The organism is Labilibacter marinus (genome assembly GCF_001659685.2).
GTDB lineage: Bacteria > Bacteroidota > Bacteroidia > Bacteroidales > Marinilabiliaceae > Saccharicrinis > Saccharicrinis marinus.
Genome location: NZ_LXYE02000024.1, coordinates 74,245 through 92,535 on the forward strand (window position 1 = coordinate 74,245; position 18,291 = coordinate 92,535).

Annotated in this window: 11 protein-coding genes; all 11 read left to right on the top strand. The window is 36.2% G+C overall.

Annotation, left to right across the window (positions count from 1 at the left end; all coding sequences use genetic code 11):
- Positions 1–15: 15 nt before the first annotated feature.
- The 11 genes from A8L32_RS11260 to A8L32_RS11310 all read left to right on the top strand — a co-directional run bounded on the left by A8L32_RS11260 (position 16) and on the right by A8L32_RS11310 (position 18,122).
- Entirely contained in the window at positions 16–2,484 is a 2,469-nt protein-coding gene (locus tag A8L32_RS11260; RefSeq protein WP_066630647.1) for an alpha-ketoacid dehydrogenase subunit alpha/beta, read from the top strand.
- Between the two features lie 78 nt (positions 2,485–2,562).
- Positions 2,563–3,798, top strand: a complete 1,236-nt coding sequence (locus A8L32_RS11265; protein WP_066630652.1) for a PHP domain-containing protein — start codon at positions 2,563–2,565, stop codon at positions 3,796–3,798.
- 42 nt (positions 3,799–3,840) lie between these two features.
- Positions 3,841–4,980 (top strand): SDR family NAD(P)-dependent oxidoreductase, encoded by a 1,140-nt coding sequence (locus A8L32_RS11270; RefSeq protein ID WP_066630654.1) that lies wholly within the window; start codon positions 3,841–3,843, stop codon positions 4,978–4,980.
- Between the two features lie 27 nt (positions 4,981–5,007).
- Positions 5,008–5,706, top strand: coding sequence for an HAD family hydrolase (locus A8L32_RS11275; RefSeq protein ID WP_083631283.1), 699 nt, complete (start codon positions 5,008–5,010; stop codon positions 5,704–5,706).
- Positions 5,675–6,955, top strand: coding sequence for a zinc-binding dehydrogenase (locus tag A8L32_RS11280; protein ID WP_066630658.1), 1,281 nt, complete (start codon positions 5,675–5,677; stop codon positions 6,953–6,955). Before A8L32_RS11275 ends, A8L32_RS11280 begins: the two co-directional genes overlap by 32 nt.
- A gap of 126 nt (positions 6,956–7,081) precedes the next feature.
- Positions 7,082–7,747 carry a transaldolase family protein gene (locus A8L32_RS11285; protein WP_066630660.1) on the top strand — a complete coding sequence of 222 codons (666 nt, stop codon included), beginning with the start codon at positions 7,082–7,084 and terminating at the stop codon, positions 7,745–7,747.
- Between the two features lie 85 nt (positions 7,748–7,832).
- A complete protein-coding gene (locus A8L32_RS11290; protein ID WP_066630662.1) occupies positions 7,833–9,869 on the top strand; it encodes a transketolase family protein in 2,037 nt (678 codons plus the stop codon).
- A 96-nt stretch (positions 9,870–9,965) separates the two neighbouring features.
- Positions 9,966–10,988 carry a transaldolase family protein gene (locus A8L32_RS11295; RefSeq protein WP_066630664.1) on the top strand — a complete coding sequence of 341 codons (1,023 nt, stop codon included), beginning with the start codon at positions 9,966–9,968 and terminating at the stop codon, positions 10,986–10,988.
- Positions 10,989–11,041: 53 nt separating this feature from the next.
- Positions 11,042–12,553, top strand: a complete 1,512-nt coding sequence (locus tag A8L32_RS11300) for a phosphohexomutase domain-containing protein (protein ID WP_066630666.1) — start codon at positions 11,042–11,044, stop codon at positions 12,551–12,553.
- 137 nt (positions 12,554–12,690) lie between these two features.
- Positions 12,691–14,691 carry a fructose-bisphosphatase class III gene (locus A8L32_RS11305; RefSeq protein ID WP_066630669.1) on the top strand — a complete coding sequence of 667 codons (2,001 nt, stop codon included), beginning with the start codon at positions 12,691–12,693 and terminating at the stop codon, positions 14,689–14,691.
- Between the two features lie 200 nt (positions 14,692–14,891).
- Positions 14,892–18,122, top strand: a complete 3,231-nt coding sequence (locus tag A8L32_RS11310; protein ID WP_066630672.1) for a ligand-binding sensor domain-containing protein — start codon at positions 14,892–14,894, stop codon at positions 18,120–18,122.
- Positions 18,123–18,291: the final 169 nt, after the last annotated feature.

An 18,291-nucleotide genomic window follows, 5' to 3' on the forward strand; every position in this document is an offset into this window, starting at 1 on the left:
AAAAATCTTATAGAAATGCCAAAGTCGCAATTTATTGACCCTAAAGAGGTCAGAAAAGCAGGAAAAGTTCAATTTAAAGATATCCCTGTAAATCAGTATAAAAAAACAGTTAAGGAAGAAAAAAGTAATTTTTCTAAAGAAGAATTAATCGGTATCTACCATGATATGGCCTTAATTCGTGAGTTCGAAACGATGATTAATGTAATTAAAATTCGTGGAGAGTACGAGGGTATCGAGTATAACCATCCAGGGCCAGCTCACCTTTCTATCGGACAGGAGTCTGCTGCTGTAGGTATGGCTTATCATTTAGATGTGGATGACTTTATTTTTGGATCTCACCGTTCTCATGGTGAAATTTTAGCCAAAGGGATGTCTGCTATCAACAAGTTAGATGATGCAGGATTAAAAGATATTATGGAGAACTTTTTCGAGGGTTCTACTTTAAATATTGTTAAGGGTGGTCACATTGGTGATTTGAAATCATTGGCACGTAAGTTTTTAGTGTATGGTACTTTAGCTGAGGTTTTTGCCCGTGAAACAGGTTTTAATAAAGGTTTGGGTGGATCAATGCACGCTTTCTTTACACCTTTTGGAGTATATCCTAATAATGCCATTGTTGGTGGATCGGGAGATATTGCTGTAGGTGCTGCCTTATACAAAAAAGTAAATCAAAAGAAAGGTATCGTAGTCGCTAATATTGGTGATGCTTCTATGGCTTGTGGTCCTGTTTGGGAAGGCTTGTCTTTTGCTACCATGGATCAGTTTGAGCAACTATGGGAAGGTGCTCATAAAGGAGGCCTGCCTATCATCTTCAACATCATGAATAACCAATATGGTATGGGTGGTCAGACTTGTGGAGAAACCATGGGGTATGATGTTGCCGCGCGTATTGGTGCTGGTGTAAATCGTGATAGTATGCATGCCGAACGCGTGGATGGATACAATCCATTAGCCGTGATTGATGCTTACAAACGCAAAATGGATCTACTTAAAGAGAAAAAAGGTCCGGTATTATTAGATGTATTAACCTATAGATATAGCGGTCACTCTCCTTCTGATGCTTCTTCATATCGTTCAAAAGAAGAAGTTGAAGCATGGGAAGCTCAGGACTGTATCATCGCATACGGAAAAGAATTAATTAGTGCAGGTGTTGCATCTCAGGACGAATTAGATGCGATTAAGTCTGATATCACTGAGTTGATGAAATACTCCATGACACTGGCTATCGATGAGAAGGTTTCTCCTCGTATGGATTTAGTTAAAAATCCTGAGATCATTGGAGATATGATGTTCTCTGAAGGTAGTGTGGACAAAATGGAAGATCGTCCAGTGGATGTCAATCACCCAATGGAAGAAAATCTTCGCGTGAAGCAAATTGCGAAAAAAGAACGTTTTGCATTTGATAAAGATGGTAAACCGTTCTCTAAATTAAAGCAATATCAATTAAGAGATGGATTATTTGAAGCGATTGCAGATCGTTTTTATAAGGATCCTACGTTAGTGGCTTATGGCGAAGAAAACCGTGATTGGGGTGGTGCTTTTGCTGTATATCGTGGTTTAACAGAAGCTTTACCATACCATCGTTTATTTAACTCGCCTATTGCAGAGGCTTCTATTATAGGTACTGCCATTGGTTACGCTATGTGTGGTGGTAGAGTGATTCCTGAAATCATGTACTGTGACTTTTTAGGTCGTTGTGGTGATGAGGTATTTAACCAGTTACCAAAATGGCAGGCCATGTCAGGTAATGTAATTAAAATGCCTGTTGTTATCAGAGTATCTGTAGGTTCTAAATATGGAGCACAACACTCTCAGGATTGGTCTTCGCTAGTGGCTCATATTCCAGGCTTAAAAGTTTGTTTCCCAGCAACGCCATACGATGCTAAAGGATTAATGAATACGGCGCTGCAAGGAACTGACCCAGTTGTATTCTTCGAAAGTCAACGTATTTATGATATTGGTGAGCAATTCCATACAGAAGGTGTACCTGCTGAATATTACGAGATTCCTTTTGGAGAGGCGGATATTAAGAAAGAAGGTACCGACATTACGATTCTTTCTATTGGAGCTACTGTTTATAGAGCTTTAGAAGCGGCTGAAGAATTAGAGGAGAAGTACGGTATGTCTGCTGAAGTAATTGATGCACGTTCAATTGTTCCATTTAATTATGAAACAGTAGTGGCTTCATTGAAGAAAACAGGACGTATTTTATTAACGAGTGATGCTAGTGAAAGAGGATCTTTCCTTAAAGATATGGCACAACGTATTACTGAGTTAGCATTTGATGAGTTAGATGCACCTCCGGTAGTTGTAGGTTCACGTAACTGGATTACTCCAGCGTACGAACTTGAAGAATATTTCTTCCCATGTAAAGAGTGGATGATTGATGCGATTCATGAAAAGATTGTTCCATTGAAAGATCATGTTGTTAAAAATAACTTTACCAATGCCGAAATCATTAGAAGAAGTAAATTAGGAATATAATAAATATAAAAAGTTCAGGTGTAGATTGTTGCGCCTGAACTTTCTTTTTTTTAGCTAAAAATTATTTTAAGTCAATTCATGAAAAATCTATCTACATTCCCTGAAAAAACAACCTTGTTAAACTGGCTAAAGGAGCAAAGAAAGCTCCAGATATTTAATGTAAATGCACATATTCATACGCCCTTTTCGTTTAGTGCATTTAAAGATATTCCTGAAATATTTGAATTGGCTCAAAAAGAAAATGTACACGTTTTGGGTATCAACGACTTTTATACCACCGAAGGATATGTTCAGTTTAACGAACTAGCTAACCAAAGCAATGTATTTCCTCTTTTCAATATTGAGTTCATCGGACTAAATGTAGAGGACCAAAAAAAAGGTTTAAAAGTTAATGATCCGGGTAATCCTGGGCGTACTTATTTTTCGGGTAAAGGCCTAAAGTTTCCAGCAAAGCTTGATGAGCCATTTTTATCTCAACTAAATACGGTAAAAGCCGAAACATTAAAGCAAGTTGAGGCGATGGTGAATAAAACACAAAATATTTTTGAATCTATTGGTTCGGATATTAAAATCACCATGGAAGAAATTTTAGATAAGTATGCAGTCGATCAGGTTCGTGAGCGTCATATTGCTAAAATTATAAGAGTTAAGGTGTACGAAGAGTATGCTACAAATGACGACCGTAAAGCTTTCTTCGAAAAGCTATATTCAGGAAAGGCTTCTTCTGCCGATTTAAATGATAATTCCTCCATTGAAAATGAAATACGAGGAATGTTATTAAAAGCGGGAGGGAAAGCTTTTGTTGAAGAAGATCCAAAAGCTTTTTTGAGTGTAAGCGAGGTAAAATCCATTATTCTTAATGCAGGTGGAATACCTACTTATCCACTTTTGGCAGATAATGCCAAAGGAGAGTATACCGATTTTGAACAAAATAAAGAGGTTTTATTAAAGGAATTAAAAGCTAGAGGGGTATACTCAATAGAATTTATTCCAAACAGAAATGATTTACAATTACTCAAGGAATACGCACAGTTTTTCTGGGATAATGAAATACTAGTAACTTTTGGTACCGAGCATAATACGCCCGAGCTAATTCCGCTTACAGTTGAAACAAGAGGCCATGTTGATTTAGATGACGATATGAAGAAGTTATCATACCAAGGTGCTTGTGTAGTGGCTGCTCATCAGTATATGGTGGCACAAGGTGAGGATGGCTTTGTGAAGGAGAATGGAGAGCGAAATGGGGAGAGTCTGCAGCCTTTTGTAGAATTAGGACATGCAGTAATTAGTAAATATTTAAGCAAGCAATCATAAGTTTTACTGTTGGGTTAATATTTGAAGATTAAAAATATAGATATGGCAATTGATAAAAAAGTAGTTGAGATTCTTCCAGCGTTAAGAATGATTCTGTCAGAAGATACAATTAAAGTAGCGAGAATTAGTGAAGATACAGATGCTTCTATTGCTCAATTAGTAGTACATGCTGAGGGAAACTCTGGGGAAGTTATAGAGGACTTTAAAAGCAAAGTAGAACGCTATAAAGTAGCTAAGGGAGAATTCCCTCAGTTGATTAATTTAGTGGGGTTAGGGGTGCTTGCTGTTGCTAATACAGCTTACGAAATAGACTGTCTATTAACAGGAACTCCTGTGGATGCAAGTAAGATAGAGAAAGGAAGAGCCTCAGGTAAAACGGCTATTATTACTGGCGGAGCACAAGGCTTTGGTGGTGGATTAGTAGAGTTTTTGATGAAGGATGGCGGTAATGTAGTAATTGCCGATTTGAATGAAGCTAAAGGAAAAGAATTCGCTGCTGAGTTAAACGAAAAAGCTGGTGGCAATAAAGCATTCTTTGCTAAAGTTGATGTTTCCAATGTGGATTCTGTTCAAGAACTTATTTATAATACAGTTTGTGAATTTGGCGGTTTTGATGTGTTTATATCAAATGCAGGTGTGTTGAGAGCAGGAGGACTGGATGAAATGACACCCGAAGATTTCGAATTTATGACTAGAGTAAACTATACGGGATATTTCAATTGTGCCAAATATGCTTCTCCAGTACTAAAACTGCAAACCGCAAATAAAGAAGGGTACTTTTCTGATATCATTCAAATAAATTCTAAATCAGGTTTAAAAGGTAGTAATAGAAATTTTGCCTACGCAGGTGGTAAATTCGGTGGAATTGGACTAACCCAGTCTTTTGCCATGGAGTTAATGCCGTCACGTGTAAAAGTAAACTCTGTTTGTCCAGGTAATTTCTTCGATGGACCGCTTTGGAGTGATCCTGAAAAAGGACTGTTTGTACAATACTTGAATGCTGGAAAAGTAAAAGGAGCTAAAAGTATTGAAGATGTGAAAGCCTTTTACGAAGCTCAGGTACCAGCAGGAAGAGGATGTACAGTTATTGATGTGATGAGAGCCGTTTATTACATCATGGAGCAAGAGTATGAAACAGGTCAGGCAGTTCCGGTTACTGGAGGTCAGGAGATGCTTAGATAATGAGGATATATAGTTAGAGTCTAAAAAATGATGAAGAATATGGTAGTTGATGCAGTAATTTTTGATTTGGACGGAACCTTGGTTAATACAATTGAGGATATTGCTAATGCAAATAATAAAATGTTGCAAGAGTATGGTTTTCCAACTCATCCATTAAATAATTATATAGGGTGGATTGGAAATGGAGCCCGCACTTTGGTAGAGGCATCGTTGCCACCTCAAAAGCGCAACCAAGATGTTAGGCCTTATTTAAGTAAATACGATCAGTACTATCGAGAAAATATAAATGTCAAAAGTAAGCTTTTTCCTCAAGTAGATAAGATTTTAGATATGCTTGCTGAAAGGAATATACCGTTTGCCATAAATACGAATAAACCGCAGCGACTAACTGATGTAGTGGTGAGTTCATATCTTCAAAAATGGACTTTTTCAAACGTTATAGGACATAGTAACCACTTTCCGCATAAGCCAGATCCCAAAGGAGCCTTACATTTTGCAAAGCAAATTAATTGCGACCCTAAAAATGTTCTTTTTATTGGTGATTCATGTGTAGATGTACAAACGGCTATTGCTGCAGGTATGGTGCCGATGGGAGTAAGTTGGGGGTATGGAAATCCAAGCCTCGGAGGTGATAATGTTAATGTTATTGATCACCCACAGGAGATAATAGATTATATAATTAAAAACAATAAATATGAAAACAAAAGCTGTACGGTTATACGGTAAAAAAGATCTTCGAATAGAAGAGTTTGAATTACCACAAATTACAGAGGATGAGGTACTAGCAAAAGTGGTTACCGACAGTCTTTGTATGTCGAGCTATAAGGCGGCTAATCAAGCTTCCGATCATAAGCGTGTACCCAACGATATTGCAGATAATCCAATTATTATTGGTCATGAATTTGCTGGCGAGATTGTTGAAGTAGGTGCTAACTGGACAAGTAAGTTTAAAGAAGGTCAGAAATTTTCTATTCAACCGGCTATTTATTACGAAGATGGACCGGTAGGTGTATTGAGTGCGCCAGGTTATTCTTATCAACATATCGGCGGAGATGCAACATATGTTATCATTCCTAAAGATGTATTGGTACAGGATTGCTTGTTGGCCTATGATGGACCTGGATTCTATCCTGCATCTTTGGCAGAACCTTTGAGTTGTGTTATTGGAGCCATGCACGCTAATTACCATACTAAAGCAGGTAGCTACGTGCACGATATGGAAATTGTTGATGGTGGTAAAATGGCCATTTTAGCAGGTGTAGGACCAATGGGATTGGCAGCTATAAATTATGCTTTACGTCGAGAAGATAGAAAGCCATCTTTGTTAGTTGTTACAGATATTGATCAAACACGTTTAGATCGTGCGGCTAGTTTATATACTGTTGAATTTGCTAAGGAAAATGGTATCGATCTCCGTTATGTAAATACAGCAGAAATGGATGACGCTGTTGCAGGTTTACGTGATATTACTGGAGGAGATGGATATAATGATGTATTTGTATTTGCTCCTGTTGCTCCTGTTATTGAACAAGGGGATGCTATTTTAGGCTTTGATGGATGTTTAAATTTCTTTGCAGGGCCATCCAATACTGAGTTTTCAGCTAAAATGAATTTTTATAATGTTCATTATGCATACACACATATTGTAGGTACTTCAGGAGGAAATACTTATGATATGAAAGAGGCCTTAGAAATCATGACCAAAGGTCTTGATCCTGCTGGTTTAGTTACACATGTTGGAGGTTTAAATGTAGTGCCTGAAGCAACCTTGGATTTACCTAATATCCCAGGAGGTAAAAAATTAGTTTACCCACATGTTGAAATGCCTTTAACAGCTATTGCTGATTTTAAAGAGTTAGGGAAAACGAATGGAACATACAGCTTACTTGCTGACATTTGCGAAAGAAACAATGGACTTTGGAGTGTAGAAGCCGAAGAGATGTTGCTCGCCAACCCTCATTCTTTAAATTACTAATGTTTTATTAGTTCTTAACTATTAAGAATAGTATGACAGAAATGATAGGTCTACTTTTGTATAGTTTTAAAATGTATCATGTTTTAAAACTTAAAAGTAGAATTATAAATTTCAAAAAAATAAGTTATGATTTATTTAGCGGATACTGCAAATGTTGAAGAATTAGAAAAGCTGTTTAATTATTTTCCAATAGCTGGAGTTACTACCAACCCAACAATTATTGCCGCAGAAGGTAAGTCTCTTTCTAAAATTTTACCAGAAATGGTTGATTTGGTTGGGGATAAGATGTTGCATGTGCAAATGATTAGTAATAAGGCCTCAGATATGGTAAGAGAAGCCATTGCATATAAAAAGAAATATGGATTAGGAGATAATTATTTTGCCAAAATTCCAGTAACTGAAGAAGGATATAAAGCGATGCCTTTGATAAAAGCACAAGGGATTAATGTAACTGCAACTGCCATATTTACGCAACAACAGGCTTTGGTTGCATCTAGAGCAGGAGCCGATTGGGTTGCTCCTTATGTGAATAGACTTGACAATATTTCTTCTCACGGTATTGAAGTAGTAGGAAATATTGTAGAGAATATAGAGCGCTATGGATTAAAAACGGGTGTTTTAGCAGCCAGTTTTAAAACCGTAGATCAGGTGCATAGAGTTAGTATGGTGGGAAGTCAAGCAGCTACCATTGGTTATGAAATTTTAGAACGTTTAAGAAGTCATCCAATGACCGATATGAGTGTGCAAACATTTGAGCAAGACGCTAAAGGATTATATGATATAGAGTTTTAACTAAGGTTCAGATAGGATAAGGCACCTCATCTATCTCCAAATCATGAGGTGCCCAATTCTATTTGATTTACAAAATAAATAAACAATGCCAGAAAAAACATTACAGCAAAAAGCAGCAGATAATATACGAATACTATCTGCAGCTATGGTTGAAAAAGCAAAGTCAGGTCACCCAGGTGGAGCTATGGGCGGAGCTGATTTTATCAACGTCCTTTATACTGAATTTTTAAATTACGACCCATCGGATATGAAATGGGCAAACCGCGATCGTTTCTTTTTAGATCCAGGTCATATGTCTCCTATGTTGTATTCAACTTTGGCATTAGGTGGTAATTATAGTATGGATGACCTAAAGGGATTTAGACAATGGGAGAGCATTACTCCGGGTCATCCTGAGGTAGATGTAATGCGTGGTGTAGAAAATACTTCAGGACCATTAGGTCAGGGCCATGCTATGGCACTAGGGGCTGCTATTGCCGAACGTTTTTTAGTTGCTCGATTTGGAGAATGGATGGCGCATAAAACCTATGCTTTTATTTCTGATGGAGGTATCCAAGAAGAAATTTCGCAAGGAGTTGGACGTATTGCAGGACATTTAGGTTTAAATAATCTAATTATGTTTTACGATTCAAATAATATTCAATTGTCAACTACAGTTGAAGAGGTAACTCAAGAAGATACAGCTCAAAAGTATAAGGCTTGGGGATGGTCTGTGATTACTATAGATGGCAATAACACTGAGCAAATTAGAGAGGCTTTAAAGTTTGCCCAAAGTAGTAAGGATAAACCAACTCTAATTATTGGTAAAACCATAATGGGTAAAGGATGTATTACAACTGCTGGCGAAAGTTTCGAAGGAGAATGCTCTACACATGGTCAGCCATTGTCAGCCGCTGGTGTAGATTTTGATGGTACAGTAAAAGGCCTTGGTGGTGATCCACAGAATCCGTTTGCTATTTTCCCAGAAGTAGCTGAATTATATGCTAAACGAGCGGAAGAATTAAAAGCTTATGCAACGGCAAAAAAGGACGAAGAACAAAAGTGGGCGACTGCTAATCCAGAGTTGGCCGCTAAACTAAAAACTTTCTTATCGGGTAAAGCACCTGAATTTGATTATACAAAAATAGAACAGAAAGAGAACAGTGCTACCCGCGCAGCTTCATCAACAGCATTGTCTTATTTTGCTGAAGGGGTTGAAAATATGGTTGTTTCTTCTGCCGATCTTTCTAATTCAGATAAAACAGATGGTTTCCTTAAAAAGACCCATGCATTTAAAAAGGGTGATTTTTCAGGATCGTTTTTACAAGCGGGAGTTTGCGAACTTACCATGGCCTGCGTAATGAATGGTATGGCCTTACATGGCGGTATCATTCCAGTTTGTGGTACTTTCTTTGTTTTCTCTGATTACATGAAACCTGCAGTAAGATTATCGGCTTTAATGGGATTGCAAGTAATATATGTTTGGACTCATGATGCTTTCCGTGTAGGGGAGGATGGTCCAACACATCAACCTGTTGAGCAAGAGGCTCAGATCAGGTTAATGGAAAAACTAGAAAATCATCATGGTCAAAATTCTATGTTGGTGCTTCGTCCTGCTGATGGCGAAGAATGTACGGTATCATGGAAAATGGCCTTAGAAAATACCAATACACCTACTGGCTTAATTTTATCGCGCCAGAATATTACAAATTTACCAGCTAAGGATAAATACGAATCTGCTTTACAGTCAATTAAAGGAGCATATGTTGTTGAGGATTGCCAGGGTATGCCAGATGTGGTTCTTTTAGCCAGTGGTTCTGAAGTTGCAACGCTTATTGAGGGAGCAAAATTATTGCGAGAAGATAACGTGAAGGTGCGTGTTGTTTCTGTGCCTTCTGAGGGATTATTCAGAAGTCAGAGTAAAGAGTATCAGCAATCGGTATTGCCTTTAGGTGTCCCTCGTTTTGGTTTAACAGCTGGTTTACCAGTAAACTTAGAAGGTCTTGTAGGTGAAAATGGATCAGTTTGGGGGTTAAAATCGTTTGGTTATTCAGCACCTTATACAATTTTAGATGAAAAGCTTGGTTTTACAGGAGCCAATGTTTATAAACAAGCTTTACCATTAGTTTCGGTAAGAGTTTAAGTTACAATAACAATATAATTACAACAGGCTACCTTTCATTATTTAGGGTAGCCTGTTGTGCGAATACAAATACCAATCACAATAAACAATACAATTATGGAATTATATCTTGATTCAGCAGATTTTAAAGAAATAGAAGAAGCTTTTGACTTAGGATTTATTGATGGATTAACAACCACTCCAACTTTCATGCATCGCCATGGAATAACGGATATTGATGGAGCTATTTTAAAGTTATCTAAAATGGTTCCTAAATTAATGATAGAAGCATTGGGTGATACTGCAGAAGAAGTGGTTGCTGAGGCTAAGCGATTATTAAGTTTAGGCTTGGATAAAAAGAAAACGGTATTTAAAATACCTGCTTCTATGATTGCAGCAAAAGCATGTAAAATGCTTCGTGATGAAGATATGTTGGTTAATATCCATTTAGTATATAACCTGCAGCAAGCATATATGGCTATGGCTGCCGGAGCTAATTATGTATGTGTTTTAGTAGGTAGAATGCAAGATCAAGGTTATGATGCACTTAAGCTCGTTGATGACTGTGTAAAGCTGGTTGATAAATATAATTACGACACTAAAATTATGTTTTCATCTGTACGTCATCCAGAACACATCAGAAACGCCATTGACTTAGGTGCGCAGAATATTACTATTCCGTGGAAGATTATGAAAAATCTGAACAACAATAATTTTACGGAAGTAGGAACGCAAGAGTTTGTAAATCATACACGTCAAATGACTTTGAAGGTTGGAGAAGTTTTAACGAATAAAAACCCACTTATTGGAGTTGATGGTTTAGTAACAGAAGCAACGGTAGAAATGACTAAATCAGGAACAGGGGCTGTTTCAATCATTGATGATCAAGGTAATTTAATAGGTGTTTTTACTGATGGTGATTTACGTCGACAAATGAATATTGATGGAGAGCAGATATTAAAAAAACGTATGGGCGATTTTGATTCGAAAAAGCCTATTACTATTGATAGTGAAGAAAAACTTCATGTTGCGGTTGAAATCTTCAAAGAGAAACAGATAGATAATATTGTTGTAGTAAGCCAAGGTAAACCAGTTGGTGTACTTGATATACAGGATTTGGTAAAGCTTGAAATATTGTAATACTCCATTCTTTTAATAGATCAATAAGGTAAAGAATGTTTTAAATTGTAAGTATGAATTTAAACGTAAATTGGAAGAAATTGCAGAATGGCTCCGACATAAGAGGTGTGGCTATGCAAGGTGTTGTTGGAGAGGCTATAAACTTATCGGTTGAAGTGGTGGAGCAATTGGGTAAAGCTTTTGCCCAGTGGTTAAAGCTAAAAAAAACTAGAGGAAGTCAACTGTCTGTGGCAGTAGGTATGGATTCGCGAATTACAGGGCCAGCACTTAAAAATGCATTTATGCATGGTTTAACAGCTATGGCAGTGGATGTTTTTGATTGCGATATTGCATCAACACCGGCTATGTTTATGACAACTGTAGATAAAAACTACCAGATAGATGCCGGCGTTATGCTAACGGCAAGCCACCTTCCGTTTAATAGAAATGGACTAAAGTTTTTCACCGCAGAAGGTGGAGCCAATAAAGCTGATATTACTGATATATTAGAATTTGCAGCTAGTGGTGATTTAACCCCATTCCACAATGCAGGCAGTATAACTAAACTCGACTATATATCTATTTATGCGCAATCTTTGGTAAGTACTATTCAATCTGGAGTTGCAAGCGGTGTAAATAAAAATGAGCCTTTAAAAGGACTTAAAATAATTGTTGACGCAGGTAACGGTGCAGGAGGCTTTTTTGCCGATAAGGTGTTAAAACCATTGGGTGCAGATGTTGCAGGAAGTCAGTTTCTGGATCCTGATGGAAATTTCCCTAATCATGTGCCCAATCCTGAGGATGAAGAGGCCATGCATTCTATTTGTGAAGCTGTAAAAAGAGAAAAAGCCGATTTAGGAATCATCTTTGATACGGATGTAGATCGATCGGCTATTGTGGATAAATATGGAAATCCGATTAATAGAAACGAATTAATTGCCTTGATTTCTGCAGTTATCCTAGAGGAGCACCCTAAAAGTACTGTAGTTACAGACTCCATAACATCAGATGGTTTAGCTTGGTTCATTCATAATTTGGGAGGCGTGCATCATCGTTTTAAACGAGGTTATAAAAATGTTATCAACGAATCTATTCGATTAAATGAGGCAGGGCAAGAGAGCTGGTTGGCTATTGAAACAAGCGGCCATGCTGCCTTAAAGGAGAATTTCTTTTTAGATGATGGCGCTTTTTTAGTAGCCAAACTATTGATTAAACTAGCCGACCTAAGATTAGAAAATAAAGATTTGTCAGAATTGATTGATACTTTACTAAGACCTCTAGTTAGTAAGGAATACAGAGTTAAAATTAATACTGAGGACTTTGTTGCTTATGGAGAAAAACTTATTGCTGATTTAGAGCATGTAGTTGCTGATGGCTGGGAGAAAGTATCAGAAAATCACGAAGGAATAAGGGTGCAATGTAAATCAAAAAATGAAGATGGTTGGTTCTTGGTAAGGCTTTCATTGCACGATCCTGTTATACCTATTAACATTGAGTCAAACACCGTAGGAGGAGTTGAGGAGATAGCAGGAAAATTAAAAAATATTTTTCAGAAATATCCACATTTAGATGTGAGTGTTTTTTAGAAGAAGGTTGAAAAATAAAACAATGTCTAAGTTTAATTATTTAGGCCTTGTTATTTTATAGTGAAATAAATGTAATTATGGCAGTTCTTGGCTGCTTTTCAAGCTTATCATTTATATGATAATTTTATACTAAAGAGATGGTTCTAGATTACGAGAAAGAAGATTTATTAAAGAATAATTATAGCGATGATGAATTAAGGTACTTAAACTTGCTGGCAGAAAAATTCCCAACGGTTCAGTCTGCATGTACCGAAATTATTAATCTAGAATCTATACTCAACTTACCTAAGGGAACAGAGCATTTTCTTACTGATATTCATGGCGAATATGAAACTTTTAGCCATATTTTAAGAAATGCTTCGGGTATGGTTCGAAAAAAAATTGATGCGGTCTATCAATACTCCTTGACAGAAAAAACTAGAAATCAGTTAGCCACACTTATATATTATCCAGAGGAGAAACTGGAAATTATCACAAAAGAAGAAGAGGATTTACAAAGTTGGTATGCCATAACACTGCGTCGATTGATTGAAGTTGCGCGAGTTTCTGCTGATAAATATACTAGGTCGAAGGTCAGAAAAGCCATGTCAGAAGATTTTGAGTACGTAATAGATGAATTACTCAACGAACCTAACGCTAAAAAAGAGATGTACTTCGATTGTATTATTCAATCTATTATAGATGTAGATAGAGCCAATCATTTTATTGTTGCCATTAGTAAGTTTATTCAACGATTACTGATAGATCGTTTACATATCATCGGAGATATATTCGATAGAGGGCCATATGCCGATAAGGTGATGGATGCGATACAAAAACATCATTCTGTAGATATTCAGTGGGGTAATCATGATATTGTTTGGATGGCTGCAGCCACGGGTATTAGAGCAAGTATTGCTGCGGTTATCAGATTAAGTGCTCGGTATAATAACTTAGATACCTTGGAAGATGCCTATGGGATAAACTTAATGCCTTTGGCTACATTTGCTATGAAAGCCTATAAAGGAGATCCATGCGAAGCTTTTATTCCAAAAAATACCCCTCCCGAAAATGTAGGATCTACCCATATTAAACTGACCAGTAAAATGCACAAAGCCATTATGGTTATTGAGATGAAGCTCGCCAGTGAAATCATTCAGGGTTGTCCAGAAATGGAAATGGAGGATAGGTTGCTGTTGGATAAAATTGATTATGAAAAAGGAACGATAACGATTGATGGCCGTGAATTAGAGCTCAACGATAAATCATTTCCAACCATCGACCCTAAAAATCCATACGCCTTAACAGAAGAAGAGAAAGAGTTGGCAGAAAAACTTCGCTTTTCCTTTTTATATTGCGAAAAACTGCAAAGTCACATAAAAACCCTCTTTACCAAAGGAGGTACTTATTTGGCCTATAATTCAAATTTGTTATTTCATGGCTGTATCCCACTTAATGATAAAGGTGAATTTAAGGAGGTTACGATACAAGGAAAAAAATATAAAGGTAAGGCCTTGTGTGAACAGTTTGATTTAATTTGTAGGCGCGCTTATATTAATAGAGAACATCCTGAGAGAACAAGCAAAGATCGTGATTATATGTGGTATTTGTGGAGTGGCGCTAATTCTCCGTTATTCGGAAAAAAGAAAATGGCGACATTCGAACGATACTTTCTGTATGACAAAGAAGTTCAGAAAGAAGAAAGTAATACCTATTATAAATTAAGGGATAATAAAGATTCTTGCAGTAGGATATTGCACGAATTTGGGCTTGATCCGGGAATATCTCATATTATAAACGGACATGTGCCAGTAAAAGTAAAAAAAGGTGAAAGTCCTGTAAAAGCTGGAGGTAAGCTTTTTGTAATAGATGGAGGAATGTCAAAACCCTATCAAAAAGTAACAGGTATTGCAGGCTATACCCTAATTTACGATTCATATAATTTAATACTTGCCGAGCATACACCGTTTAAATCCAAACGAAAAGCGATTACCGATGAATTGGATATTGTTTCTACTCGTAACATGATTGAACATGCTACAAAACGGATTTGTGTGGGAGATACAGATATAGGAACAGGTATACGTGAACAAATTAATAATCTGAACAGGTTACTTGATGCCTACAGGAAAGGTATTGTTAAAGTAAAGCGTGTTTGATACTTTAGTGTAAATACAAAGATTTTATAAACCGAAATTAAGGCTCAAAAAGCATTGTGACTAACTTATTCTTTTGCGAAATAAAACACAATTTTTTCATGCTGTAACAAAGGAATAACTCGAATTAAAGTGTAAGTAAAGCGTAACAAAGTATTGCTATGTAAGGTATATACATGAGGCAATTATCTGAAAAATAAATTATGAAATTTCACTATTCTCAAAGAGTATATTCTACGATTATCTTACTGTTTTTATTATTGAATATTTCCTATTCGCAGGTACAAGATTTTAAGGTTAATTCATATCAAGAAATTGATGGTTTAACACAAACTACGGTAACATGTGTTTTACAAGATAATAAGGGTTTTATGTGGTTTGGAACTCGTAATGGAGGCCTCGATCGTTTTGATGGATATAACTTTGAACATCATAAAATGAACCCATATAAAGAGGGGTGTATTTCATCAAATAGTGTGTCTGCACTTTGTGAAGATAAAAAAGGGGCTATTTGGGTTGGATTATCAGGAAGTGGAGTTGATAAGTATGATCCTAAAACTAAAATCTTCAAAAATTACAATTCTCAAAAAAAAGACTCCACAAGTCTCGCGGGCTCTAATGTAAAATGTTTTATTATAGATCCACTAGAAAGGATGTGGGTTGGAAGCTGGCCTGGGTTAAGCATCTATAATACGGAGCAAGATAATTTTCAACGAGTTGACGTTTTGTCAAAACATAGGGTGGTTGATATGGCATCTGTTGATGAAAACCGTTTATTGATTGCATCCATGAAAAGTGGAATTAGTTTGGTTGACATTTATACATTGGATGTACTAAAAACCTGGAATTTTCTCCCTCGGAAAGATCAAATCAATACTGTGTTTGTAGATAGTAATGGAATGATATGGTGTGGAACTAGGCACAACGGATTGTATCGATTAGACGATATTGGAAAGGACACTTTTGTTAGAATAAATGATGGTAGTAAAGGTTTGTTGCTTGATGATGCCTCTTATGTGAGAGATATTTTTGAAGATAAAAAAGGAAACTTGTGGGTGACTAGTTCGGAAGGCATGTATGTTATTTCACCCGATGAAAAAACAAAAGAGGCGCCGGTATCACAAAGGTTCGTTTCAAGTAAATATGATAAGTTTAGTTTAAGTAATTCAAGTGTATTAACCGTATTAGAGGATAGAGATGGTGATTTTTGGAGTGGAACATGGCTTAATGGGGTAAATCATATTAATGTAAAGCGTCGTAATTTCAAACACTTTCAATACTATGCAAACAGTAATGAAAACCTGAGCTCTCCGCATGTTTGGGGTATTTATAAACACAAGAATAAAGTGTATGCAGGTACCAGAGATGGAGGTTTAAATGTTTTAGATTTAGAAACAAATACATACAAACACTTTTTTGTTGAGTTGGATCCGAAAGATCTATCACTCCCCCCTTCTTCAGTAAATAGTATTAGAAAATTGAATGATGATATACTAGTATTGGGAGCAAAAAACGGTTTGTTTTTCTTTAATGTAAATACCGAAAAGTTTTATGGTAATTTACAAGGGAGCAATGTAATGGATGCATTTGTAGATTCTAACAATATGCTTTGGGTTGCATCTCCAAATGATGGTTTATTTGTTGTGGATGTTAATCAACATCAATCTGGACATTTTAAAGATGCTGATTTTATAAAAAAAATAAATAGTGCTCGTCGTTTATTTGAAGATGATAAAAAGCGAATGTGGGTAAGTACAAATAATGGTTTAATGGTATACAAAGATACTGCTCAAGTATGGAAGCATTTTAGTGTCAATAAACAAGATAGTACTTCGCTTTTGGCTAAACCAATAAGGTCAATAGCACAAGACAAAAATCATAACATACTTCTAGCTACCGATAAAGGATTAAATATTTTTAATGAAGACAGTTTGAACTTTTTAGGTGTTCGTGAGTGGGATGGTTTGCCAGATAATGCTGTTGAGAACGTTATTGTTGATCAAGTTAATAAAATATGGATAACTACAAATAAAGGTTTATCTTCTTTCTCGATAGATCTTAAAGCAAAGAAAAATACAGATATAATTAAAAACCTAGAAACGTATGAAGTTAGTGATGGTCTTCAAGGAAATAGTTTTCTGTATAATAGCTATTGTATGGATGAAGAGGGCATTATCTATTTAGGAGGCGGAAATGGATTTAACTCTTTTGATCCAACTAATTTGGTTAAGAATACGATTCAACCCAAAGTTACTTTATGTGGTTTTAGTCTTTTTAATAAGCCAGTAGAAGTCGGTAGGGAAGGTTCTCCATTATCCACGGATGTGATGTATATGGATGAAATAACACTGACGCATAAACAATCCGTATTTTCTTTTTCATTTTCGGCTTTAAATTACAATGCACCAGAAAAAAATAGATATGCCTACATCATGGAAGGTTTAGAAGAAGATTGGAACTATGTGGGCGATCGTCGTGAAGCAAGTTATTCGAATCTTCCGGCTGGTGATTATGTATTTAAAGTAAAAGCAACTAATAATAATGGTGTTTGGAGTAAAGAACCTGCTACTATAAGATTAGTTATTAAACCAGCATGGTGGAATACTTGGTTATTTAGGTTTATAATATTATTATTAATTGGTATAGTAATATATTACTTAGTACAAAGGAGAGTTAAACTGGTTAAAGAAAGAAGAATAGAGCTGGAAGCATTGGTTAATGAAGCCACAGCTGAGTCAGATAAAAAAAATGCTGAACTTGAGAAAGCACAAGTTAAACTTGGAGGAGTTATCGAGGATGTGAAGAAAAAACTGGGAAAAACAGCGACTAAATTGTTAGAAGCAGCGAATAGTCAAGCATCAAGTATAGAGGAAGTATCTGCTTCGATTGATCAAATGGCCAACGAAATTAATGAAAATGCATCAGGGGCAGAAAAAATGTTTGAGAATGCAAAAGTCGTTGAGGATAACTCAGCAAGCAGTGTTGAGATTGTAGGAAGTGCTGTAGGTGCGATTGAAGATATATCAAAAAGTATAAAATATATTTCGGAATTTGCTAGAACCACTAATCTTTTATCTCTTAACGCGGCTATTGAAGCAGCTAAGGCAGGAGTGCATGGACGTAGCTTTGGTGTTGTAGCAGCTGAGGTTCAGAAATTAGCTGAAAACTCTCAAGGTGTAGCTGTTAATATAAAAAAGTTATCAGATTCAGGTTTGGAGCTATCGCAGGAAGCCAATGATAAGATTGTTAATCTTCAGGAGTATATTAAAGATATTGTTGGTTTAATAGCTCAAATTAAGTCATCTACTCAAAGTCAGTCTTACGAAGCAGCTAATGTTAATAGTGCCATTCAGCAAATATCAAACTATGTAAGCGAAACGGCCAAGCTTGCAGAACAATTGGATGAGGCTATAAATACATTATCATTGGATTAGTAATAGGAAACTATATAATTTGAGGTGAAAAAGATTTCAAGTGTTTTTAGGACATATCATTGAATAAAAAAAGAGGTTAATCTTTGTTGATTAACCTCTTTTTGTTTCTCAATATCTTTTTTAAATCAGATAATAATTTTACTTCTAGATACATCTGATCTCTTCAAAT

Coding starts and splice junctions, on each gene's coding strand:
- A8L32_RS11260 (WP_066630647.1), top strand. CDS start 16: ATGCCAAAGTCGCAATTTATTGACCCTAAAGAGGTCAGAAAAGCAGGA.
- A8L32_RS11300 (WP_066630666.1), top strand. CDS start 11,042: ATGAATTTAAACGTAAATTGGAAGAAATTGCAGAATGGCTCCGACATA.
- A8L32_RS11285 (WP_066630660.1), top strand. CDS start 7,082: ATGATTTATTTAGCGGATACTGCAAATGTTGAAGAATTAGAAAAGCTG.
- A8L32_RS11270 (WP_066630654.1), top strand. CDS start 3,841: ATGGCAATTGATAAAAAAGTAGTTGAGATTCTTCCAGCGTTAAGAATG.
- A8L32_RS11265 (WP_066630652.1), top strand. CDS start 2,563: ATGAAAAATCTATCTACATTCCCTGAAAAAACAACCTTGTTAAACTGG.
- A8L32_RS11275 (WP_083631283.1), top strand. CDS start 5,008: ATGATGAAGAATATGGTAGTTGATGCAGTAATTTTTGATTTGGACGGA.
- A8L32_RS11305 (WP_066630669.1), top strand. CDS start 12,691: ATGGTTCTAGATTACGAGAAAGAAGATTTATTAAAGAATAATTATAGC.
- A8L32_RS11280 (WP_066630658.1), top strand. CDS start 5,675: ATGAAAACAAAAGCTGTACGGTTATACGGTAAAAAAGATCTTCGAATA.
- A8L32_RS11310 (WP_066630672.1), top strand. CDS start 14,892: ATGAAATTTCACTATTCTCAAAGAGTATATTCTACGATTATCTTACTG.
- A8L32_RS11290 (WP_066630662.1), top strand. CDS start 7,833: ATGCCAGAAAAAACATTACAGCAAAAAGCAGCAGATAATATACGAATA.
- A8L32_RS11295 (WP_066630664.1), top strand. CDS start 9,966: ATGGAATTATATCTTGATTCAGCAGATTTTAAAGAAATAGAAGAAGCT.